Raw genomic sequence first — 21,599 nt, forward strand, 5'->3', positions numbered from 1 at the left:
TTTAAGTTTCACCGCCCTATCCGGCGCCTCTCAGCCCCGGGGGCCGCGGGTTTTCCGCACCTCAGGCGGATTTGCCGGCGGTGGAGTGCGGGGGCTTCCTCGTGCATCACCTCCCCCGCCTTGGGAATATGCCTCTGCAGTCCACCTGCCCTCTCTTCAGCGCCTCTACGAACTCCCTGTAGCGGCCCCATATCTGGAAGATCCAGGTGTTTACGCCGGGTATAGGGGTGGGCTCGGTTTCCAGCACCTCGGCTAGCTCCTCTTCCGTCATCTTGCCGAGGTAGTGGCAAGGGTCCTTGAGGAGGAGGATCCTTCTGTACTCCACCTCGTGGGTGTGAGTTATGGGGGTGCCAGGGGCCGAGGGGAGCTGGGCGATGAGGTGCTGCACGTCGGCTAGAGACACTGAGTTGCGGCGCCCCCTGCGCCTCCACTCCTCCACCGCGGCGTGGAAGTAGGCCACCAGGTCGTTTATGTAGGGCCCCGCGTCGTACATCAATACGATGGGGTGGTTCAGCCAGCTCTCCTCCCGTCGCGTAGAACCCCTCCGCCTCAGTATGGCGAGGATCACTTGCTTGGCCTCGGCCCTCTGTTTGCCCAGCCGCCTGTCGTCTAGAAAGGCGGCGCTCCTGGCGTGGTCTCTGTAGGGGCGGAAGATCTGCACACGCCGGGGGGCGCCCCGTTTTTTATCTCTTCGCCGCCAGCTGGGCCAGGGCATAGGTGGCCAACACCAGCAGGAGTAGCAGGGCGGCCGCCGCGTAGGCCACCTCGTGGTATATGGGGTAGGGGGCCAAGGCCGACCTGTATATCAGCACCGGGATGGAGGCGGTCTCCCTCGTGAAGGGGCCGTAGTAGTTGCTGTACCCCGCGGTGAATAGGAGGGGGGCGGTCTCGCCGGCTATCTTGGCCGTGCCCAGGAGAGCCGCCGCCGTTATGACGCGGGAGAGCACCTTCCTCATCGCCACGAAGAGGGCCTTCCTCTCGCCCCCGGAGATGGAGTACACCGCCTCCCTCAGCCCCGCCGCCACAGAGGCGTAGGCCGAAGCGGTGAAGAGCGCCACGTAGGGCGTCATGATCAACGCCAGCGCCGCGGCCCCCGCGTAGGCGTTGAAGACCGAGGGAGGCCCCACGAATAGATCGAAGGGCGGCGGAGGCCGCGGCAGAGCCCTAAGCGCAGGGGTCAGCAGACCGCTTAGGCTGTAGACAAAGAGGCCTATGGTTATGGTGGGGAACTCCACCAGCACGTTCACCCCCACCCTGGCCAGCCTGGCCGCCAGCTCCCACCTGTACTCGCCGATGTATACGCCGAGGGGGAACCCCAGGAAGAAGCCCACCAGCGCCGGCCCCACGCCACCGCTCTCGTCCAGGGGAGTCGGCGGCAAGGCGGTTAGAAACCCGGGCCCCAGCTTCCACATGGCGGCGAGCCCCCTGTAGAGGACGTCCCCCACCACGAGGGCCAGCGGCGCCAGCGACAGCAGACCCAGGGCGGCGAAGAGGGCTAGGCCTGCGGCGTTTACCGCCCTCCTCATTTCTTAAACAGGAGGTAGACCGCCGCGGCGTTTATGGCAAGCCCAGCCACGGCTAGCAAAAGGGCGGCCGCCATGAGGGCTGGCTTCATGTAGGCGGTGGCGTCGGCGTAGGGCATCTGGAGAGCGATTAGGGAGGATATCGTTACGCCGGAGCTGAGGAGGTTCAGGGTGACGCCAGAGCTTGGGTTGCCACCCACCACCATTGAGACAGCCACGGTCTCCCCCACCGCCCTCCCCAGCGCTAGGAAGACGCCGCCGAGCACGTAGTTTCTAATGTAGCGGAGCTTGACGAGGGCCGCCTCAAACTTGGTGGCGCCGAGGGAGTATATGGCTTCGGCGATCTCCCTCGGCACAGAGGCGTACCCCTCCCTAATCACGGCGGCAGCATACGGCGTAATTATGGCCGCTAGGAGGAGAGAGGCGGCTAGGAGACTTGGCGGTATGAACTTGGTGAGGAAGGCCACGCCCCACAGGCCGTAGACCACCGTGGGCACCGCGGCCGTCAGATCCATGAAGGCCGACAGCCCCCTCCTGAGGCCCGCCGGCGCGATGTCGTTTACAAACACCGCGAAGGAGACCGCCATAGCCGCCGCCAGGGGGAGGGCGACGGCGGTCGTTATGAAGGTCCCCCACAGCGCCCCCAGCAAGCCGTAGCGCTCGTCGTTGGAGGACCAGAGGGAGCTTGTGAAGAGGGAGAGCCCCTCCCTAGAGAGGGCGGGCAGAGCGCCGGCGAGGAAGACGGCGACCATCGCCGCCACGACCGCCGGCACCGCCAGGGCGAGCAGCCTGAGGCCCGCCCGAAGTCTTGTGAAAAAGAGGAAGAGGGCAGAGGCGGCGTATAGAAAAAACAGGAGTATTAACGCCTCGGCCGTCATCCCACCGCCTTAAGGCCCACCTGCGCCAGCTCCGGGGGCAGGGGGAGGTAGCCCTCGACTAGGTGCTTCTGACCCTCGGTGAGGACGTAGCGAAAGAAGCACTTCACCACGGCGGCTGTGTTCGGGTCTGGGTAGCCGCTGTAGTCCGTCCTAATCATGGCAAAGGAGAGCCCCACAATGGGGTAGCCCCTGGGCGGGTAGGCGAACAGCTGCACCACCTGCCACCAGTCGTCAGACGCGCTGGGGAACCCTCCCATCTTAGCCGCCACCTGCCTCAGCCCCTCGGAGGCAGCCTCCGCAATGGCCTCCGGCGTGGGGTCGTAGAACTTCCCGTCGTTGCCGTTTTGGACGAGGGCGTATCCGCCCACGGCGTCGAACTTCTGCCGCTGGGTGACCCAGTAGTTGTACTCAACGTAGCCTATGGAGTAGGGCGTGTTCAACACGAGCTGCGCCACTCCGGGGTTGCCCTGGCCGGCTCTGGAGACTCCCATCTGGGCGACGGGCCAGTTAACCGATAGGCCCCACCCCACTGTCTGGTTCCACAGCGGGTAGGCCTTTGTTAGGAAGAGGGTGAACCAGCCGGTTGTGCCCGACGCGTCCGACCTGTGTACCGGGGTGATGGGCTGGCGCGGGAGGCGGTCAGCGAGGGCGGGGTTGACGGCCTTGATCTTCGGGTCGTCCCAGTAGCGTATCTTGCCCATGTATATGTCGCCGATTATCTCAGCCGTGAGATTCAGCCTCTTCCCCGTCTTCTCATAGGCCACCTCGGGCACGTTGTACACCACCAGGATGCCCCCCATCACCACGGGGAACTGCAGTATCTTGCCCCTCTGCTCCTGGAACCTGGCGGGGGCCAGGGGCAGGTCCGACCCGGCGAAGGCCAGCTCGCCCTTTATAAGGCCCGCCTGGCCGGCGCCCGAGCCGAGGTAGTTGTAAGTGATCTTCACCCTGCCCCCCGTGATCTCGCTGAACTGCTTAATCCAGGCGTCGTACTGGGGGCCGGGGAATGTGGCGCCCCCAGCCACGATCTGCCCACTAACCTCGCCACAGCCGGGCAGAGAGGCTTGAGGCTGCTGAGTTGACGTCTGCGGAGGAGAGCTCTGTGGAGTTTGTGCCGTCGTTTGGGCAGGTTGCGGCGTGGTTTGTGTCTGTTGAGCGGGGGTCGGCGTGGTTGGTTGCGTCGTCTGCTGGCCCAGGTAGAGCCCAACCACGGCGACGACGATTGCCAACGCCACCACGGCCCCGATATAGAGGATTTTCCTCTCCATGGCGGGCCCTCCTTCGGGGATTTAATGCCTGGCGCATATGAACTTTGGGGTTTCGGCTCCCGTGACGGGGGAGGCGGCGCGGCTCTTTTTCATACGAAGATTGGAGCGGCGGGAGGAAGAAAATTTTTCTACCGCATTTTCTCTATGAGGTCCGCCAGTAGGAGACTGATTAGGGTAAGGGGCTCCTACGTCGTCTATCTGCCTAAGGAGTACATCTCGCGTTTTGGAGTAGAGGAGGTGGTGGTGTACTGGGAGGGGCCCTTCCTGGGGGTTAAACCAGCGGGGGTCAGGAGAACCGCTAGGTTTACGTGGCGCAGTGGGGTGGAGAAGGTGGTGGTTGGTGCCTACGCGTCGGGCTTCGACGCCGCCGTCTTGGCGGAGGCGCCGCCGGGGGCTCTCGACGCGCTGAGGCCGGCTCTGGAGGTGGTGGAGGGACGGGCGGTGGAGGCCGGCGGGGAGGTTAGGGTGGAGTTTTTCGACAGCGTGGTGGACAAGGGGGCCGTGGCAGAGATGATGCTGAGAGCGTTGAAATATATGGTAGACACCCTAGCGGCCGGAGTAGCTACTTCCAAGGGGATTTCGACCCTTGACCAAGAGATAGATAGACATAGGCTGAGGATGAACAAGCTCTGTGTGAAGTGACCCACGCCGACCTGCTCCTTCTATATACAGTTGGCTAGGTACTACGAACGTGCGGCCGACCACCTGGCCGCTCTGGCCTCCGAGGGGGTGGAGAAGCCGCTATTTAGGCTTTTAGCAGATGCCATCGCTGGACTAGAGAGGGCGAGGGGAAGCGTAGAGGATATTCTTGACTACCTCAAGAGCCTCGGGAGGTTGCGGCATATAGCCCTTGAGATGGCCCAGAGGGAGAGAGAGGCGATACATGTAGTCAGGGTTTTGGACTACCTGGAAAACTCGGCCGAGGTGTACATAGACATGGCCCTCTACTTAGTGCGCCAGTACGGAGGTAGCGACAAACACTAGGTAGGCGGCGGCGTAGGCCAAGGCCAGCTGTACAACAGCTGAAAGCGCCGTTGCCTTTGCGCCGGCTGTTCTGTAGGCGGCGGCTAGGGTGGCTACGCAGGCGGAGTAGAACGCCGAAAAGACAAGGAAGGCCAAGACCGAGGGCAGCGGCAGAGCCGCCAGTGCGTCCAAGGCCTTGAGCCCCTCCATGAGGCCAAGCACCACCTCCTTGAACACCCAGCCCCCCACGAGACTCGCCGCCACGTTCCATGGAAGGCCCAGGGGGGCAAACAGAGGTTCTATAGCTCTGCCGAACTCTGCCAGATATGACGCGGCCATGTCCTCTGTGTATCCGCTGGGGCCGAAGTGCGTCAACGGCCACAGCGCAACGACAAATATGGCGATTAAAAGCACTACTTTTATCAAAAAGTCTTTCATAGAGATGGCGAGTTTTGTTAAATATATACGGCCGTTTGGCAACATGAGGGGCGTCGGCGGCACCTCGCCGGCAGGCGCCGGCTTTACGCCCAACATTAACCTATATACAGCGGAGGCGACCCATACTATGGCAAAGGCGGCGGCGTAGGGCAGGAAGATCGCCAGGGGTATTAAGTAGGGCGTTTTTGTCAAAGCGGCGACAGCCACTGCCGTAAATATCGCCAACCTAGCCACGCACGGCACGTAGGAGACGAGGAGGGCTGTCAACAGCCTGTTTCCATGGCCCCAGAGCACTCTCGCTGTGGAGACAGCCGGCACGTTACATGACGCCCCCACGAGGAGACATACCACCCCCCTCGGCGGTATGCCCAGCGCTGCCAGCCTTCTTTCTAATTTATACGTCAATAGCCCTATGAGGCCGCTGTCTTCAAAAAACAGCACTAGGGCGAGTGCCACCAGGACGTACACCGAGATAGACACCACGGTAGAGAGGGCGTCCCAGAGGCCGTCTGCTAGCAGAGAGGCAAGGACGGGGTCGCCGACAGATGCCTTAATTGCCTCGGCCACAGATTCGCTAATAGAATCCCACGTGGGGATAAACGCATATGGAAATTCGCCAAAGGGCGTCACCCCCTCCATGAAGGCGAGTAGGAAAAACAACATGGCCAACCCAAGCGACAGTAGGGTGGCAACGGCAAAGGGGGGTCTGGCGAAGATGCCGGTCTTTAAGGCCGCAACCGCCGGCACTTCTATGTGAACATCTCCCGTAATTTTGCCCCCCGCGCCTTTTGTCATTAACTCGGTTAATTTATTTATACCAACGCGTTTTACAGCCGAGGTAAACACCACCGGCACGCCAAGTATCTTAGACAACTCCTCCTCAGTCCAAGGCGGCTTTGCCAAGTCCACCATGTTGTAGACGAAGATTACGGGCTTTTTCTGACTTACCAACTTCGCAAGCTCAATCGCCTCTTTTATTGCATGTGGTGCCGCCACTACTACAACGCCGTCGTAAGTCCCTTCAAACGCCTCGCGGAATGCAACTCTTTCATCTTCATCCACGGGACTCTTTATATTGATAATCCCTGGGAGATCTACCACTTCAATTGTAACGCCTCCCCGCCTTATCGACGCCCTTCTTATCTCCACAGTGGTACCTGGGTAATTTGCTGTTCTTACATATATCCCAGTCAAGGCGTAAAAAAGCGAAGACTTCCCCACGTTAGCCGGCCCAGCAAGAGCATACCGGAGTGTAGCCATGTCAACATTAACATTGTGAATATTTAAGCCTTTTTGTCAAAGTTAAATTCTAGAGAAAACCAGTTCTAGTTCTGATTCAAAGTTTCTCCAAAAGCTTCCATCACACAGTAAGTCTTTACCTTTCTCTAGCAAAGACTTGTGAGATAATTGAAGAGTTTTGAGTATATGCTACTTGAAGACACGACGCATGTCGAGCTTACTAATGGCTGTCCGTAACGGAAAAAAAGAACTCTATTGACGTATGGGTATTGTGTGTAATACTTGGTTTATCTCCTCCTAGTCTCTGTCTGAGGAGACTCAGCCGAAGGCCGCCGCGTTTTTCTCCACGTGTTTTATATCTGTCGCCTTTACAATAGGGACGACGTCGGCCTTTATATACCAGTTCAAGGCGACTTGAGCCGCGGTTTTACCGTGCGCCGCCGAAACTTTCGGCCTGCCTCACGCGTCTTCTATAACTAGCAGAGATCTCACTCCCAGCCGTAGAAATAGCCATGAATGCATACAGAACGCTGAGGATGGAAATTCCCTGGCAGTTAGTAGAAGAGAGGCGTTGACGCACGAGGTAATCGAGGAGACGTTTTAGAGATATTAATGTGTATGGGGACGACGTCTTGATGGCGTGGGTGTGGGAGAGGTGTCGAGAGTTGGTAGAGAAGGTGTGACAAGCCGCCTCTCCGGCGGCCTCTCTACTACACATAAACGACGTCCAGCCCCCTAAGGCGGCAGACAGAGATAAAACGACACCCAACCCCCACACAAGCCCCACCCCAAGACAGACCCCCAAACCCCCAAAAAGAGGCCAAGAAAGAGATAGGGGGATGTGTTCCCCATGTCTACTTTTTCACAATTTCTAGGGCCTCCTCTCTCAACCCCATGCGTTGTTCACAGAAGATCCTCCTATCTATCTCCTCTACACGTCTTATAATAGGCTTAAACTCCATTTTGTTAAATATATCTCTTTCTACATCTACGCCTGGCGCCACTTCTACAAGCTCTACTCCATTTTGCGTAAGTTTAAACACAGCTCTCTCGGTAATATACCATACCTCTTTCCCCTCTTCTCTGGCGTAACGCCCACTGAATACGATCTTGTAGACTTTGTTAACAAATTTGATGATAGCGCCGTCTTCCTCTATAACTAGTCTACAGTCTTTTACCTTAATTTCTCTTCTTCCTGCAGTAAATCCGCCGGCGAAAAACACTCTTGGCGAGCCAATTGCAATTATGGGAAATCCGCCGGGGCCTGGCATTCTGCCGGGGAGAAATGCTGGATTTACATTCCCCTCTTTATCTATTTGTAAAAAGCCAAGCGATGAGGCGTCTATAGCTCCGCCTTCATACAGGATAAATTGTTCAGGCATTGGAATTACGGCGTAATGGCCCATGGCGGCGCCAAAATCTACGTCTGTAAGAGCTACGCCGCCCCAAGGCCCCGACTCTACAGTCATGTGAATAAAATCGTCAAGGCGTTCCTCGCGTATTACGTCAGCAGCCAATGCAGGTATTCCAATGCCAAGGTTTACTATAACGGGTCTACCCAGGTTTTTAATTAGTCTAACTAACTCTACAACCACTCTCCTTGCGACGACTTTTTCAGCTGTAAGAGGCATTGGCTCATGAACTACTCTATATGGCGCATCTCCGCTAATCACGGGGTTTAAGTCAAAAGACGCCGTCTGCCAATGGTATTTTTCCACTTCTGTCCCCCGCCTCGCTATAACGACATAATCTACAAGAGGCCCAGGTACAAACACGTGTTTTGGATGAATCTCGCCAAGAGTTACAACTCTCAATACTTGGGCTACTACAAGACCCCCGGGATGTGCCTTAACTGCTTCTACTATAGAAAGTACAGAGCCGTAAATAGCCTCCTGCTCCATACTTAAGTTACCTATTTCATCTGCCGTCGTAGCTCTAATGAGAGCAACATTAGGCTTCGGCGCTTTGTAGAGCAGATACTCCCTCCCATCTATCTCCACTAGGTCAATTCTCACAGTCTTTCTTTCTCTAGCCAAGTCGTTTAGATAGGGGCCGTCTTGTCGCGGGTCTAAAAAAGTCCCTAGCCCCACTCTGCTAAAGACACCAGGAATTCCGACTGCAGTGGCCCTTAGCCATCTCGTAACTATGCCAATAGGCCAAGTATAGGCCTCCACCAGGTTTTTCATGACAGCTTTCTGTAACTCAGGCGCCCAGCCATAAAACGGCAGTAGAAACCCGCGGACAAACTCTTGGCCGGGGTTCTCCAATATAAGCTTGCCAATTTTATCAATACCAAAGCCAGGTACAGCCGGGATTGCGTCAGATATAATAAAGAGATTCTTTGGACGACCAGTCTCTATATATCGTTTTAACAACACGTCGATTAGATAAAACGGCGCTGTCGACGCATTAAAACCTGAAATTACAACAACGGCGCCATCTGGAATTTTAGAAACAGCTTCGGCAGCCGATACAAATTTCTTTATCACATTATATCAGCTGTAAAAGCTTAAATGTTAATTTTCATCAGAAAAAGAAATATATTAAGCCAAAATATTAAATCAACTAAAAAGACACCGAGGATTACAACCAAAAGTCTCGCCCTTTAAGACAGGGATGCCTTGTAGATTGTATTTTCCATGACAGAGCGATGGAGAGAGACTAAGAGATGTGTTTCATACGGTTGGGCGAGTCACTTAAGGAGCCCCCTTTGCGGCTCCCGGCCTCCCCGGGAGGGTCCGGGGCCTGCCCAGAGCCGCCTTTCGGCAACCACAGGCAAGAGGGCCCCGGGTCATTAGGGGCTGGCGGCGCCCCCGCTTGTGCGCCGGGCCTCAGACTGGGATTCGTTTCCATAAATAAAAGCAATACCTCTTCTAATTAAGACTGCGACGTCTGCTTCAATGAGGGACAGCGGTTGAGATACCTACAGCGACATGAAGTCTGTTGTAGAACTAAAAGCTTTCAGAAAAATATTGGATAGATTTTACACTAGGGAAAAATCGGGTGTTTACCTAAATATGAAAAGCCGACGGGGTCTCTCGTCTTCTTTTAATGCTAGAAGCATTACGGCAAGTGGGTACAGCAGAAGCCAAAGTCCAGGCGACATTAACGCAGGCATCCAGTCATATTGGCTAAAGAACTCCTCTACAGTCATTTTTAAAACGTCTGGAGGTGCTTTAAAGTCGTAAAGCCATATGGCCTGGCCTATTTGGCCATAGAGCACGTAGTAAATAAGGCTTGTAAATACCACGACTATAAGAACTAACGATGTAAATACTAACGTGCCTAAGCTTCTCTTGGCCAATGCCGCAGATGCTAACGCCAGCGAGATGAGACCTCCCAAGACGATCGTCCACAAAGAATAGTTAAACATCTCTTGTTGTGCTACATATACAGGCGGTGAGAACCAACCTACTGCAAAATACCAAAACAGTAGGAATAGAAATACTAACAACACGGTGACTATGCCCTTTGCATGCACTCTAAATAGCAAGTCTTTGACCTCAGCCCGTACGTCTCCGTAGTACACCTTTTCTGCAATAGACACGCCGACTATCTGAAATGCAAACCCTAACAAAAACGCCGCCGCTACAAATAAGACAGGCGAAAAGACGCCATACCACGCCGGGACGCCATATGACGAGCCAAATATGGCGCCTAGGTTCATAAGCGTGAGAAGTTGCACTGCCAGAGCAAATATGCCCATTCCAACGCCCATTTTATGTCTCATCTCAAGTATCAACTCGATAAGCAGAATTAGGGAGTAGATTACGTACAGTATACCCATCCAAGCCATACGCGACTCGGGGTTGACGCTGGTGAACATATACATAAATGCGCTTGGATTTAACAAATCGCCTATGATAGTGGGGAACGCGGGTAACGCTGTGATAAGAGATATAGCTATGAGATACCTCGCTACTTTCTTAAATCCGCCATTGTAGCCAAACACCGTATGCATGGCGGTTACTAAGCTACTGCCTGTGGCAGAGGCTGCGAAAAAGGCGTATGTAATAACCATAAATGACCATAGATATCCAGCGTACATGTTATTGTACCTCATGAACCACCCCCATATCCCAATGGCGGTAAGAATAACGCCAATAACTAACATCCCAAGTAGAAGTGCCGACGGCTTCATACCCCTCCCACGTAGTAGACTAGTCCTCCTGTACCTTTGCTCGGCGCTATTGGTTTTGCAATACCTCTTCTAACTAAATCTGCAACTGGATCGTTGGGGTTGTCTAAATCGCCAAAGGATCTAGCCTTGGTGGGACATACTTCTACACAAGCAGGCGTCCATAATTTGTCGTCAGATGTCTTACGGTGGTAACAGAAAGTACATTTGTCTACAGTGCGGATTTTTACAGCCCACTTGTTAGAGACAGGTGGTTGGAACATAACTCCGCCGTAATTCACTCCAGCTTCTGCATCTTTCATAAAGTCTAGATGCATAAGCTCCTTAGTCTCCATTGCAGGTGGGGTATACCTCATGCCATAGGGACACGCCATTATACAATACCTACATCCAATACACTTATCTTTATCTATTAACACTATCCCCTCTTTAGTCTTATAGGTAGCTTGAGTGGGGCACACCTCTAGACATGGCGCCTTTTCACAGTGATTACAGAGATATGGCACAAACCGCCGTGCCGGTTTTTCCTTCTCCTCTTCTTTCCAAACCACCACGGTTCTAGTCTTTGAGTGTATTGGCAGATATTTTGACGTATCCTTAGCTGCTATAAACAATACACCATTTTCAACGCTACACGCGGCGACGCATGCCATACAGCCGACGCATTTATTTATGTCTATAACAAATACCGGCCTCATAGCCCGCCCACTCTGCTTACTTCTACCACAGTGTTACCCATGGCGCCAGGCGTGCCTAGCTTCCCCGCCAGCATCGGGCCTAGGTAGTTGTCGTCGCTGTAGCCAGCCCTAACGTCGGCCAGCTTCCATGCCTTGACCCTTAGCCTACCCCTTGGCACAAGCCAGTAGTGGTAGATGGCAACAACGTCCCGCCTCACCATAGGCGTAACTCTCACCCTAAACCGGGCCGTGGGCACCTCCTTTACGCCTACTGACTCCAGCTGTTTTGCCACTTTGGGCGCAGCCGGCCTCACCTCTATCCAGTCGCCGTCTTTTACACCGAGGGCCGCCGCGGTGTCTGGATGTATCCAGGCGGACAACAGCTCACTGGAGGTTAGTGTGTCAAGCAGGAGGTTGTTCTGAGTATTGCTGTGGGTGTGGGTGTAGGGCCCATGGCGGTATACGAGCAACAGCCTCTTGGGCGGCTCCGGCGGGACCAGCCCGTTTATCTCCACGTCCTCCGTCGCCGGGCCGGTTGCCCACATGTAGTCCGGCCTAGCCATACCCGCGTAGAGCGGCACTGGCGAAAACAGCGGATCCACGCCGCTCTTCTTACCCTCTAGGTCGGAGGGGTCGATCGAGGTGGCGGGCTTGCCGAAGACCCTCCTCACGTCGTAGGCCAGGTTTATGCTGTATATCTCCACCCTGCCGCTGGGCGTCGGCAACGGCACCTCCCCCCTCGCCATCGGCGAGTTGTAGTGGATAGTCCTCCAGAGCCACTCCTCGAGGTCGACGCTGTATTTCACAGGCTTGTAGACGTGTACCCTCACCACCACGTCTCTCCCCAGCGCCTTGCTCCAGAGCTCGTCTTTCACAGCTTCAACGCGGCCCGTGGGCACCAACACCATGTAGCCCCCCATTTTGTAGATGTCCTCCACCGTGGGCGCCCTCACGTTCCCCGCCTCGTCCACGATACGAACTCTACGGAGCTGCGCGTTGATGAACCTCTCCAGGTTGGGTATGGGGAATATGCCCTCTTCGGTGATCATCCCCACGGGCATGTTCTGAGACCACTCAGTTCCGTCGCGGGGTTTGACGCCCAACTGCGAAAGTCTCCGGGCGATCATGAGCAACACCTCGAAGGCCGTCCGCCCATCTCTAGACCTAAACGCCTTGTCTAACTCGCCCGGCTTCCCGCCGGCTGCCAACTTCTTCTTGTATTCCTCGTAGTACCAGGGGAATCTAACAGATATGGCTGGAAACGGCGAGAAGGGCCCGGGAAGCGCCAGATCAAGCCGCTCGAGATAGGGCAGATCCGGCAGTATTACGTCGGCGAAGGCCGTCGTGTCGTTGAACTGGATGTCGTGGACGATTACGAGCTCCAAGTTTCTAAAGATCTCCTCCACAAGTCTGCTGTTTCCAATCCGCGGAATGGGGTTGGAGCCGGTGATGAACACCACCTTGATCTTAAACGGCTTGCCGTGAACCACGCTCTCGTAAAGCGCCTGCACTGTGTCGTAGGGGTAGAGGTAGCCCTTCTTCTCCGCCTCCTCGCCCCAGACCTCAGTTAACGACTTGACCGGCGGCGCGTCTCTATCGCTGGGGCCGGGGAGGGGGGGCGCTATGGGGATGACATATATTCCACGGAGGTTCGCGGAGACGTACTCGCCGAAGGTCAAGCCGCGGATGGTCTTGTAGGGGACGTCCTTCTTTGTATATTTCATGACTTTCGTATACACGTCTGCGTAGGGCATTATGAGGTGTGTGAGTAGGAAGAGGCCGCCCGGCTGCTGTATTCTCCCGAGAAGAGCCATCAACACTCCGACTGCTCTCCACGTCTGTGGAGAGTTGCTGTATCTCGGATCGTGCCAGCCGATGGGAGACACAGCCCTGTATTTAGCCACGATCTCCGCCGCTCTTCTGAGGTCGTTTACATCGACGTCGGCCTCTCTGGCGGCGGCCTCCATATAGTCCTTCACGCCGTGTTTTTGCGCCAACGCCGAGAGGTTCGCGTCTACCCACTCCTTTAGTATCTGCAACGCAGTCTTCGCCTTCACCACGCTCCCGTCTTTAAGCGCCACCTCATACTCGCCGAAGAGAGCCGCCCTCTGCGCCGCGTTGTCGGGGGCCGGCCCACCGGCGGCTTCGTCCCACACGACGTAGGCGAAAGCCGGCTCTTTCACGCCGTATTTGCCCCAGTCTACCTCAGAGGCCAGCAGGGGGAGGCCGTCCGGCTTTATGAGGAAGGGGGCGTTGGTAAACCGCCTCAGATATTCGGCCATGTAGTAGCCGTTGTCAAGCACGTACTTTATGAAGGCCAGAAGCACCGCGAGGTCTGTCCCCGGCTTCACCGGGAGCCACACGTCGGCGTAGGAGGCGGTTTCGTCAAACACCGGGCTTAGAACCACCAGCTTCGCCCCGCGTCTCACGGCCTCCATAAAGCGCCACGTCTCAGTGACAACCCCAGCGCCGATGACGTTTCTCCTCACCACAAGCACAGCCTCGGCCTCGCCGTAGTCTATACAAGCGACGTGGGCTTGGTGCCCGTGGCCCCAGGTGAGCCAGTGGCCTAGGTACCTCGGGTAGGTGCAGTAGGGGTTGTCGAAGGTTATCACGCCGCCGCCGTATGTATCTGCGAACCTCATGAGCGGCACCCCCGCCCTCATGCTGGCGACGGGCCCCCAGGCGCCGAAGAGGAATGTGAAGGCGTGGCGCTCGTTGTTGTCGGCCAGCTCCTTGAGCTTCTTGGCGATTATGTCTATGGCGGTGTTCCAATCCACCTCGACCATGTCGTCGTACTTGCCGCGGTTTGTTACAAGCTGTCTCTTGGCCTCCTCCCAGCTTATCTTCCCCTGGGCCCAATCCACGAGAGCCCTCCTAGCCATGGGCTTCTTTATTGCGTCTGGGTTAAGCCAGGCGTTGAAGGTGCCGGCGACTCCCCGTGCACATATGCCCTTGGCGCTCGTCGGCGCGTTTGTATTTGGCCTAATCCGCACCGGCTTGCCGTCTACGACGTCGATATAGATCGCGCACTGGGCCATACACATCCCGCAAATAGAGGGCACCGACGTTACCGCAGAGGCCGCCTCGGCCTTAGACTGTTCAACCGCCGCCTTTAGAAGAATGCCAGAGACGCCGCCGATCAAGCCAATAGTGGCGCCCGCTTTCAAAACTTCTCTTCTAGAGATTTCCATAAGAAGAAAGAATCTTGACATCTTTAAATATTGTTATACATATTGTACAAGGTTGTTCAAGATAAATGTATTGTGTACATACGTGTACAAGTTATATACACTAGATTTCGAGATGTTTCTCTATCTCTCTCAGCGCTTTTATAGCTACGTCAAGCTGGAGCGTCCCCCTGAGGTACTGCGCCATTGTTACATGCGCAGTTTCTACAAACTCCATCCAACTCCTGCCTCTCGCCGGTCTAGCCGCCTCCACCAGCCTCCTAGCCCTCCCCCTTAGGCGTTCTAAGTAGGGCGGGGGGTGCCCGTGGGCGTAGAGCGGCGCTTCGAGGAAAGCCAAGCCCCAGAAGCCGGAGAGGGCCCACCCCGCCGTGGGGTAGGGCCTGAGCTCTACGTCCAGCCCGCTGGCCCACGCGAGCCATATGTAGCCGGCGGCGTATCTGCCGGCTTTCACGCCTTCTACAAGCTCCCCGCGGCTCTCCGGGAGGCCACATCTATAAAGCCGCTTCGCCGCAGCGAGGGCCTTCTCGACGCTTCCCGTCTCGAGGTAGAGGGGGAGGAGTAGGTCTGTCACCATTGGCTCCCCCTCCTTGGCCAAGAGTCCCACTCTGCCGCAAGGCGCCTCGGTGGCATAGTTGTATAGGCCGTCTGTGAAAAACACGTGCACGTTCCCCAACAGAGGGTACATACGGCGGCGGAGGTAGCCGAGCTGTGGCGGTAGCTGGCCGGGGGGCTCCGGGGCGTATGTATCCCTGGCGTAGACCCACGGCTCCTCTATGTAGTATATGCCCTCAGCCCCGCTTTTGAACCTCCTATATAGCGTGAGGTAGTCCAACGCGACGTATCTACAGCCGAGGGCGGCGGCTATCGGCTTGAGGAAGAGGGCGTGGTACCCCTCTCTCCCGTAGAGAGTACACACAGGACTTATAGGGGGTATAAATTACTATGGGAGCCCGGGCCTACTTCGAATACGGGGGCAGACGCCTATACGTGGAGGGCCGGGCTGTCTACAGCCTAGAGGAGGCTGTTGCAGAAGCCCAGCGCGGGAGGGCGGTGGTGGGAGTCTTCGCCTTCGATGCCGTCTCCCCCTGGGACGACGGGTTTAGGCCTCCGCCCAGGCCGGGCTGGCCGACGTACCTATTCGTAGTCGGCGAAGAGGGGGAGCCGCCCGCTTGGGGCGGAGACTACGGCGCGAGGCTTGTCTACGAGGAGCCGAGGGGCCTCTTCGAGCGGAGGGTCGCGGAGGCCAAGAGGGCGTTGGAGGCGGGGGAGGTCTTCCAGTTAGTCGTGGCGAGGTTTAGGCAGTATAGATTCGCCGGCTCACCCGAGGCGTTGTTTAACGCCGTGAGGAGGGCAGTCGGCGGCAAGTATTACTACTTCGTTGAGGTGGACGGCCTCTTCCTCGTGGGGGCCTCCCCCGAGACTCTTGTCTCTTGCTGGGGCGGGAGGGCGGTGTCTGGGCCGATAGGCGGCACGAGACCGCGGGGGAGGACCCCGGAGGAGGACGCGGCGCTGGAGACGGAGCTGCGGGAGAGCGTGAAAGACAGGGCGGAGCACATAATGCTGGTGGACTCGGTGAGAAACGACCTAGGCAGAGTCTGCAGATGGGGGGCGGTGTCTGTCTCGTCTATGCTCGCGGTGGAGAAGTACAGCCACTACCAACACCTCGTCTCCTACGTCGAGTGCCAGCTGGACAAGTTCTACCGGCCGGTAGACGCGGTACGCGCCCTCAACCCCACCACCACAGTATCAGGCGTGCCAAAGCCAAGAGCGCTGGAGTTGCTCTCGCAGCTGGAGGAGCCCCGGGGACCCTTCGCCGGAAGCGTAGGCGTCGTCGCCCGAGATGGGGTGGAGTTCGCCGTGGTTATTAGGAGCGTATACGGGATAGACGGCGACCTCTACCTCTGGGCTGGGGCCGGCATTGTAACAGACTCCAAGCCCCACGCCGAGTGGGAAGAGACCGAGGTAAAAATGGCGCCTCTCGCAAAACTGTTAACCTGAAGCTGTCTGTACAAGCCCTCCCAGAGGGCGGCCGTGGGGAGTTCTGCTCAAAGCCCTAGGCTGGGAGGGGCTGTGCCGTTGTCCCCTATGCCCGGTGACCCCCGCGCCCGAGATATTATGGATGCCCGTGTTGGCGTGGGCGAGGAGAAGGCGCCTAGGGACAGACGGACAAACGAAAAGATTGGGCCTTTTACAAAAAATTGGAGTTTAGGCGACCGCCTTTAGGAGGTCGCGTACCGAGAGGACTCCGACGACTCTGCCGTCTTCTACCACCGGCAGATGTCTAATGTTGTGTTTCACCATGAGCTCCGCGGCCTCTTTCACCGGCCTTGTCTTTTCAATTGTGATAAGCTGGCGCCTCATTACCTTCTCCACCGGCGTGTCCAGCGGGGTGTTGTTCAGCAGTATTTGTACAAAGTCGCTCTCTGAGATACCGCCTACGAGTCTCCCGTCTTCAACCACGGGGACGAAGCCTATGTTTTTCTCGGCCATGATTTTCAATACGTCGCGTAGCGTCGCGCTCGGCGGCACGGTGATGGGGTCTCTAGCCACGGCATCGCCGGCGCTTACGTTCAAGGCCTTCTTCTTGTTGACTATACTCCTGAGGGCTAGAGCCTCGTTGAGTAGCTCGCGGGCCTCTATTATGCCCACCACCTCGTCTCCTTTACATATGGGGACGTCTCTAACGCCGTATTTCTCCATTGCGGCGAATACCTCAGTCAGCGGGGCGTCCTCGCTGACGCAGTCTACGCGGGTTGCGAATCTGCCTACTTCGGCCTCCGGCGTTGCGCCAGACGCCAGAGCTCTTATTAGCTGTCTCCTGCCGAAGACCCCCACAGGCTTTGAGGCGGCTATTACTACAGCTCTCACGCCTTCGGCCATCTTCTGTGTAGCCGCTCTAATCGGCGCGGTGGGCGGAAGCACCACGGCCTTCTTGGCGAATTTGCCAGCGGCGAGCTCAGCCCAAATGCGCGTGCCTAATGTCTCCCAGCCCTTGAACAGAAGCACAAGGCCCATGAGCACGGGGACCAAGGTAGACCAGAGTATTGTGGACAGGTATATGTTGTGTGTAGCTTGATATAGGGCGGTTATTATCGTTGGGGTCAGCCCGCCGGTTACGCCGTAGCCCAGGTTATAGGACAGCGAGACAGCGGAAAGCCTAATTCTGGCGGGAAATAGCTCGAGGAGGTATGCGGACATGGCGCCGCTGTATCCAATGCCGTTGAAGAGGGTCATGCTCCAGAAGAGGAGCCACATTGCGGTTAGATCCTTCTGTGGCCCCACCTTGTCTATTAGCCAAAACGCGATGGGGAACCACAGGGCGTTGCCGAAGATACCTAGCAACAGTATGGGCTTTCTCCCAATCTTGTCAGATAGGTAGCCAAAGAGCGGATACATCCACAAGGCGGCGTATGTGGCTGTAGATAGTAACGCGTTCGCGGTTGAGCTATCGACGTATTTTTGGAAGGTCGATACGTAGTAGCTATTGAACAGTTGATTTGTATACCAAACTGGGCCATGTGCCCCTACCACGCCTATCCATGCGAGCAACACAAACGGCAAGTATTTACCGGAGAACACCTCTCTCACAGGCGCCGAAGTCACCCTTCTCACAGCCTTGAGCATAGAGAAGATGGGGGTTTCCTTGTAGAAGAAGTGAATCACGAGGGCAACCACAAACACTACGACGCCTGCCACGATGAAGTTTAGACGCCAGCCCCACTGGCTAAAGGCCTCTTTGCCCACCATAGAGGCTATGATGACTTGAAGCAACGCCGCGGTGCCCATGCCAGCCGGCGCTGTTGTGAAGAGGAAACCAGTTATGAAGCCCCTTCTGTGTTCAGGGGCGAACTCGCCTAGATAGACTAGGGCAGCGCCGAAGCCTCCGCCCAACGCAAGACCCTGGATTATTCTAAGAACAAAGACGCCGATTGATGCCAGTATACCGATCTGGTCGTAGGTGGGCAGTAGGCCTATGCCCAGCGTTCCTACCAACATCAGAGTCATAGCTAGAGTAAATGCTATTTTACGGCCGTATTGGTCGCCTATTTTGCCAAACAAGATAGCGCCCAGCGGCCTAAACAGAAAGCCTATGGCGAGCGCTACAAATGTAGAGAGCAAAGCGGCAATTGGGTCCTTAGATGGGAAAAACTTTCCGGATATGAGAGGCGCCAGTGTTGCAAAGGTGTAGAAGTCTAGCCACTCCAAAAAGGCCCCGAGCCACGATATGCCGGCGACTGATACTAGTTGACGGAAGGTATATACCGTGGTCATCCTCTAGCGATCTCTCTCCTCAGCTCTTCATAGGCCTTCTTTGCCTCCTCAACAGACGTCTCGTCCTCCAAGGTAGTGGTGTCTCCCAGTGGCGCGCCTGTGGCGACTGCCTTTAGGAGGCGGCGCATTATCTTACCTGAGCGGGTCTTGGGGAGCTTCGTCACAAAGAATATGTGGGCAGGCTCCGCCACGGGGCCTATGGTCTTCCTCACGTGGTCTCTAAGCTCTTTCCTTAGCTCGTCGCTAGGCATTACGCCTTGCTTCAGCACTACGAAAGCTATGGGCACCTCGCCCTTGATGGGGTCGGGCACGCCCACCACAGCTGCCTCAGCCACTGTGGGGTGCGACACCAGGGCGGACTCGAGCTCGTATGTGCCGAGACGGTGGCCGGCGACTTTTATCACCTCGTCTGCCCTGCCGAGGACCCAAATGTAGCCGTCTTGGTCTTTTATTGCGTAGTCGCCTGCGTAGAAGACGCCGGGAAACTTAGACCAGTAGGTCTTTATGTAGCGATCGGGGTCGCCCCATATGCCGTGGAGCATGCCAGGCCACGGCCTCTTTATGACGAGGTACCCTCTCACGCCTGGGGGCGCCGGCTTGCCGTTGTCGTCAAACACATCTACGTCGAAGCCGGGGAGTGGCAGACCGTTGGTGCCGGGCTTCATGGGTATTAAATAGAGGCCGGGTGTGTGAGATATAACAATACCGCCTGTCTCCGTCATCCACCATGTGGAGGCCATGGCCACGTTTTCGTTGCCGAGCACCTTGTAGGCCCACCGCCAGGCCTCGGGGTTTATGGGCTCGCCAACCGAGTGTATAATCCTCAGGGTCGATAAGTCGTGGCGCCTGGGCCATTCCTCGCCGTAGCGCATGAACATACGTATGGCGGTTGGCGACGTGTAGAGTATCGTCACGCCGTATCTCTCTATTATAGCCCACCAGCGGTCTGGCTGTGGATAATCGGGAGCGCCTTCATATATGACCTGAGTAGCGCCTATCATTAACGGCCCTAGCACAACGTAGGAATGGCCTGTGACCCACCCGATATCTGCAGTACACCAGTAGATATCTTCTTCTCTTAGGTCAAATACCCACTTCATTGTTGCATATACATGTACCGCCCAACCGCCAGTGTCGTGGACTATGCCCTTCGGCTTTCCTGTTGTTCCGGATGTGTATAAAATAAACGAGGGGTGTTCACTTTCTAAAGGCTCTGGCTCAACATATGCGTTGGCTTTTATACCCTCCATTACCTTATGCCACCAGTAGTCTCTACCCTCTGTCATTGGCACATCTTTTAAGCCAAGTCTCCTATATACAATGACGTTTTCTACGGTACCTACCTTTTCTAAGGCTTGGTCAACTATTTCCTTTAGTCTTATCACCTTTCCACGTCTCCAGAAGCCGTCTACTGTTACTACAATTCTAGATTGTGAATCGTTTATTCTCTCTGCCAAAGCCTCGGCAGAGAATCCTGAAAATACGACGCTTGTGACAGCGCCTATTCTCCAGGCGGCGAGCATTACAATGGGGAGCTCTGGAATCATCGGCATATACAGCGTAATACGATCGCCCTTTCTAATTCCAAAGTTGTGTTTTAACATATAAGCCGCTCTATTTACCTCTCTATAGAGATCAAAATATGTCAATTTACGTTGTTCTGTAGGGTTCCCATTTTCGTCAACAGGCTCTCCCTCCCATTCAATAGCTAACTTGTTTTTACGCCATGTTTTTACATGTCTATCTAAGGCCAAGTAAGAGAGATTTAATTTCCCGCCTACAAACCACTTATAAAACGGCGGGTTTGAAGCATCAAGCACTTTGTCCCAGGGCTTGAACCACTCCAGTTCTCTAGCTATAGATGCCCAGAATTCCTCTAGCTGTTCAAGCGATTTTGTATGAAGAGCTTTATACGCATTTATGTCTATTAATCTGCTCTTCCACCTCTCATTTATTACATATTCGTTGAATGGCAATTCTTCTTTCAACACTTGGTGCATACGGCAAAAAATTTGACTTCTTTAAAAACATAACTCAAAATTATATAAAATCATCTATTCTAATTTAAAACTATTGTAAATTATAATTATGATTTTTTCAAAGCTTTAAGTGTGTCATTTATTAAGACAAATGCCGTCTCTCTCCTCCCCGCCCCCTTGCCAGAGATAAATATCGTATTTACCTCTGTTGTAATCTCTACAGCGTTAAAAGTATAATCTACTCTAGCTAAAAGGTCGTCAGGGCTTAATCTCACTGGCTCTACAACAGCTTTTCCACTCTCCCATATGGCTAAGTACTTTGTTATAGGCCCTAGAAATGCCAAAGGCTTTCTATTTACATCACTTAGTCTAGTCGAGATGCCTAATGTATTTAGGATTATCGTAAGTTTAGCCGCTACGTCAAGCCCGCCGAGGTCTAAGGCTGGGTCTGGCTCTAGGATACCCATCTTCTTAGCCTCTTCCAGCGCTTCTTGGTCTGAAATCCCGTCTTTATATACTCTTGTCAATATATAGTTAGTGCTGCCGTTTAAAATAGCTCTGATTTTTAACACCTTCTGAGGCAATAGGCCGGAAATTAAATCGAGGAGGGGGGTTCCCGCCATGACTGTTGCCTTATAATATATGGGCTTCCCTTCAAACTCGTCGAAATACAACGCCAAGGGGGCTTTGTTAGCTGTAACTACGGCTTTTCCAGAGGCGAGAGCCTTCCGGTAAAGATCCACGGCGGGCTGTCCAGTGACGTAATTTGGCGGAGAGACGTCAACAACTACTTCGGCCTCTTCAAGCGCTTCGTCTATAGAAGCTGGTTTTCCAAAAACTTGTGAAACTTTTCCTCTCGGCGCGTTGAGCAGTTTCTTTATCTCAGCAGACGTAAAACCGCCTTTTTTCAACGTCCCGCCTCCGCTGTCAAACACAGCCACAATTCTTACGTCAGTTCGTTCATAGAGCAGTTCTGCATATGTCCTACCGACCCCTCCGAATCCAAACAATAGGATCATAAGGCGGGTTGACC

The 21,599-nt window shown here is 55.2% G+C and carries 16 protein-coding genes and 1 pseudogene; 3 read left to right on the forward strand and 14 right to left on the reverse strand.

The features are described from left to right. Window positions 1-106: 106 nt before the first annotated feature. Genes PISL_RS01335 through pstS form a run of 4 tightly spaced genes read right to left on the reverse strand, consistent with a single transcriptional unit; the run spans window position 107 to window position 3,669 of the window. Window positions 107-661, reverse strand: a complete 555-nt coding sequence (locus tag PISL_RS01335) for a pyrimidine dimer DNA glycosylase/endonuclease V (RefSeq protein ID WP_011762014.1) — start codon at window positions 659-661, stop codon at window positions 107-109. Window positions 662-683: 22 nt separating this feature from the next. Further along, a complete protein-coding gene (locus PISL_RS01340) occupies window positions 684-1,526 on the reverse strand; it encodes an ABC transporter permease family protein (RefSeq protein ID WP_011762015.1) in 843 nt (280 codons plus the stop codon). Beyond that, on the reverse strand, window positions 1,523-2,401 hold the full coding sequence (gene pstC / locus PISL_RS01345) for a phosphate ABC transporter permease subunit PstC (protein ID WP_011762016.1): 879 nt from the start codon (window positions 2,399-2,401) through the stop codon (window positions 1,523-1,525). Before pstC ends, PISL_RS01340 begins: the two co-directional genes overlap by 4 nt. Beyond that, entirely contained in the window at window positions 2,398-3,669 is a 1,272-nt protein-coding gene (gene pstS / locus PISL_RS01350; RefSeq protein WP_011762017.1) for a phosphate ABC transporter substrate-binding protein PstS, read from the reverse strand. The genes pstC and pstS overlap by 4 nt, the downstream gene beginning before the upstream one ends. A 144-nt stretch (window positions 3,670-3,813) precedes the next feature. On the opposite strand from pstS, the gene PISL_RS01355 reads away from it, so the two are divergent. Together PISL_RS01355 and PISL_RS01360 are read left to right on the forward strand one after the other, a co-directional pair. Beyond that, complete coding sequence (locus tag PISL_RS01355) at window positions 3,814-4,311, forward strand: hypothetical protein (protein WP_167827594.1); 498 nt, start codon at window positions 3,814-3,816, stop codon at window positions 4,309-4,311. A gap of 30 nt (window positions 4,312-4,341) precedes the next feature. Further along, window positions 4,342-4,653: a hypothetical protein gene (locus PISL_RS01360; RefSeq protein ID WP_053240253.1), complete on the forward strand. Its 312-nt coding sequence runs from the start codon at window positions 4,342-4,344 to the stop codon at window positions 4,651-4,653. On the opposite strand, the gene PISL_RS01365 is transcribed toward PISL_RS01360, so the two are convergent. The 7 genes and pseudogenes from PISL_RS01365 to PISL_RS01390 form a co-directional block, all read right to left on the reverse strand. Continuing rightward, window positions 4,618-6,330: a ferrous iron transporter B gene (locus tag PISL_RS01365; RefSeq protein WP_011762018.1), complete on the reverse strand. Its 1,713-nt coding sequence runs from the start codon at window positions 6,328-6,330 to the stop codon at window positions 4,618-4,620. The genes PISL_RS01360 and PISL_RS01365 overlap by 36 nt on opposite strands. 297 nt (window positions 6,331-6,627) lie before the next feature. Continuing rightward, window positions 6,628-6,744: pseudogene (locus PISL_RS10490) on the reverse strand (aldo/keto reductase); the annotation flags it as partial. A gap of 419 nt (window positions 6,745-7,163) precedes the next feature. Further along, on the reverse strand, window positions 7,164-8,798 hold the full coding sequence (locus tag PISL_RS01370; protein ID WP_011762019.1) for an acyl CoA:acetate/3-ketoacid CoA transferase: 1,635 nt from the start codon (window positions 8,796-8,798) through the stop codon (window positions 7,164-7,166). A gap of 518 nt (window positions 8,799-9,316) precedes the next feature. Beyond that, on the reverse strand, window positions 9,317-10,450 hold the full coding sequence (gene nrfD, locus PISL_RS01375; protein ID WP_011762020.1) for an NrfD/PsrC family molybdoenzyme membrane anchor subunit: 1,134 nt from the start codon (window positions 10,448-10,450) through the stop codon (window positions 9,317-9,319). Beyond that, on the reverse strand, window positions 10,447-11,145 hold the full coding sequence (locus PISL_RS01380; protein ID WP_011762021.1) for a 4Fe-4S dicluster domain-containing protein: 699 nt from the start codon (window positions 11,143-11,145) through the stop codon (window positions 10,447-10,449). The genes nrfD and PISL_RS01380 overlap by 4 nt, the downstream gene beginning before the upstream one ends. Beyond that, window positions 11,142-14,318 carry a molybdopterin-containing oxidoreductase family protein gene (locus PISL_RS01385; protein ID WP_053240254.1) on the reverse strand — a complete coding sequence of 1,059 codons (3,177 nt, stop codon included), beginning with the start codon at window positions 14,316-14,318 and terminating at the stop codon, window positions 11,142-11,144. Before PISL_RS01385 ends, PISL_RS01380 begins: the two co-directional genes overlap by 4 nt. 100 nt (window positions 14,319-14,418) lie before the next feature. Continuing rightward, a complete protein-coding gene (locus PISL_RS01390) occupies window positions 14,419-15,231 on the reverse strand; it encodes a hypothetical protein (protein ID WP_011762023.1) in 813 nt (270 codons plus the stop codon). Window positions 15,232-15,257: 26 nt separating this feature from the next. Between PISL_RS01390 and PISL_RS01395 the strand changes: the two genes are divergently transcribed. Continuing rightward, window positions 15,258-16,313 carry an anthranilate synthase component I family protein gene (locus PISL_RS01395; RefSeq protein WP_011762024.1) on the forward strand — a complete coding sequence of 352 codons (1,056 nt, stop codon included), beginning with the start codon at window positions 15,258-15,260 and terminating at the stop codon, window positions 16,311-16,313. Between the two features lie 207 nt (window positions 16,314-16,520). Here PISL_RS01395 and PISL_RS01400 read toward each other — a convergent pair whose 3' ends face one another. The 3 genes from PISL_RS01400 to PISL_RS01410 form a co-directional block, all read right to left on the reverse strand. After that, the gene (locus tag PISL_RS01400) at window positions 16,521-18,587 is read right to left on the reverse strand and encodes an MFS transporter (RefSeq protein ID WP_011762025.1); all 2,067 of its coding nucleotides are present in this window, start codon (window positions 18,585-18,587) and stop codon (window positions 16,521-16,523) included. After that, on the reverse strand, window positions 18,584-20,587 hold the full coding sequence (gene acs / locus PISL_RS01405) for an acetate--CoA ligase (RefSeq protein WP_011762026.1): 2,004 nt from the start codon (window positions 20,585-20,587) through the stop codon (window positions 18,584-18,586). Before acs ends, PISL_RS01400 begins: the two co-directional genes overlap by 4 nt. An 86-nt stretch (window positions 20,588-20,673) precedes the next feature. Then, the gene (locus PISL_RS01410) at window positions 20,674-21,585 is read right to left on the reverse strand and encodes a homoserine dehydrogenase (protein ID WP_011762027.1); all 912 of its coding nucleotides are present in this window, start codon (window positions 21,583-21,585) and stop codon (window positions 20,674-20,676) included. Between the last annotated feature and the right edge of the window lie 14 nt (window positions 21,586-21,599).

Source organism: Pyrobaculum islandicum DSM 4184 (assembly GCF_000015205.1).
GTDB classification, from domain to species: Archaea; Thermoproteota; Thermoprotei; order Thermoproteales; family Thermoproteaceae; genus Pyrobaculum; species Pyrobaculum islandicum.

Coding starts and splice junctions, on each gene's coding strand:
- PISL_RS01340 (WP_011762015.1), bottom strand. CDS start 1,526: ATGAGGAGGGCGGTAAACGCCGCAGGCCTAGCCCTCTTCGCCGCCCTG.
- pstC (WP_011762016.1), bottom strand. CDS start 2,401: ATGACGGCCGAGGCGTTAATACTCCTGTTTTTTCTATACGCCGCCTCT.
- pstS (WP_011762017.1), bottom strand. CDS start 3,669: ATGGAGAGGAAAATCCTCTATATCGGGGCCGTGGTGGCGTTGGCAATC.
- PISL_RS01355 (WP_167827594.1), top strand. CDS start 3,814: ATGAGGTCCGCCAGTAGGAGACTGATTAGGGTAAGGGGCTCCTACGTC.
- PISL_RS01365 (WP_011762018.1), bottom strand. CDS start 6,330: ATGGCTACACTCCGGTATGCTCTTGCTGGGCCGGCTAACGTGGGGAAG.
- nrfD (WP_011762020.1), bottom strand. CDS start 10,450: ATGAAGCCGTCGGCACTTCTACTTGGGATGTTAGTTATTGGCGTTATT.
- PISL_RS01380 (WP_011762021.1), bottom strand. CDS start 11,145: ATGAGGCCGGTATTTGTTATAGACATAAATAAATGCGTCGGCTGTATG.
- PISL_RS01385 (WP_053240254.1), bottom strand. CDS start 14,318: ATGGAAATCTCTAGAAGAGAAGTTTTGAAAGCGGGCGCCACTATTGGC.
- PISL_RS01395 (WP_011762024.1), top strand. CDS start 15,258: ATGGGAGCCCGGGCCTACTTCGAATACGGGGGCAGACGCCTATACGTG.
- PISL_RS01400 (WP_011762025.1), bottom strand. CDS start 18,587: ATGACCACGGTATATACCTTCCGTCAACTAGTATCAGTCGCCGGCATA.
- acs (WP_011762026.1), bottom strand. CDS start 20,587: ATGCACCAAGTGTTGAAAGAAGAATTGCCATTCAACGAATATGTAATA.
- PISL_RS01410 (WP_011762027.1), bottom strand. CDS start 21,585: ATGATCCTATTGTTTGGATTCGGAGGGGTCGGTAGGACATATGCAGAA.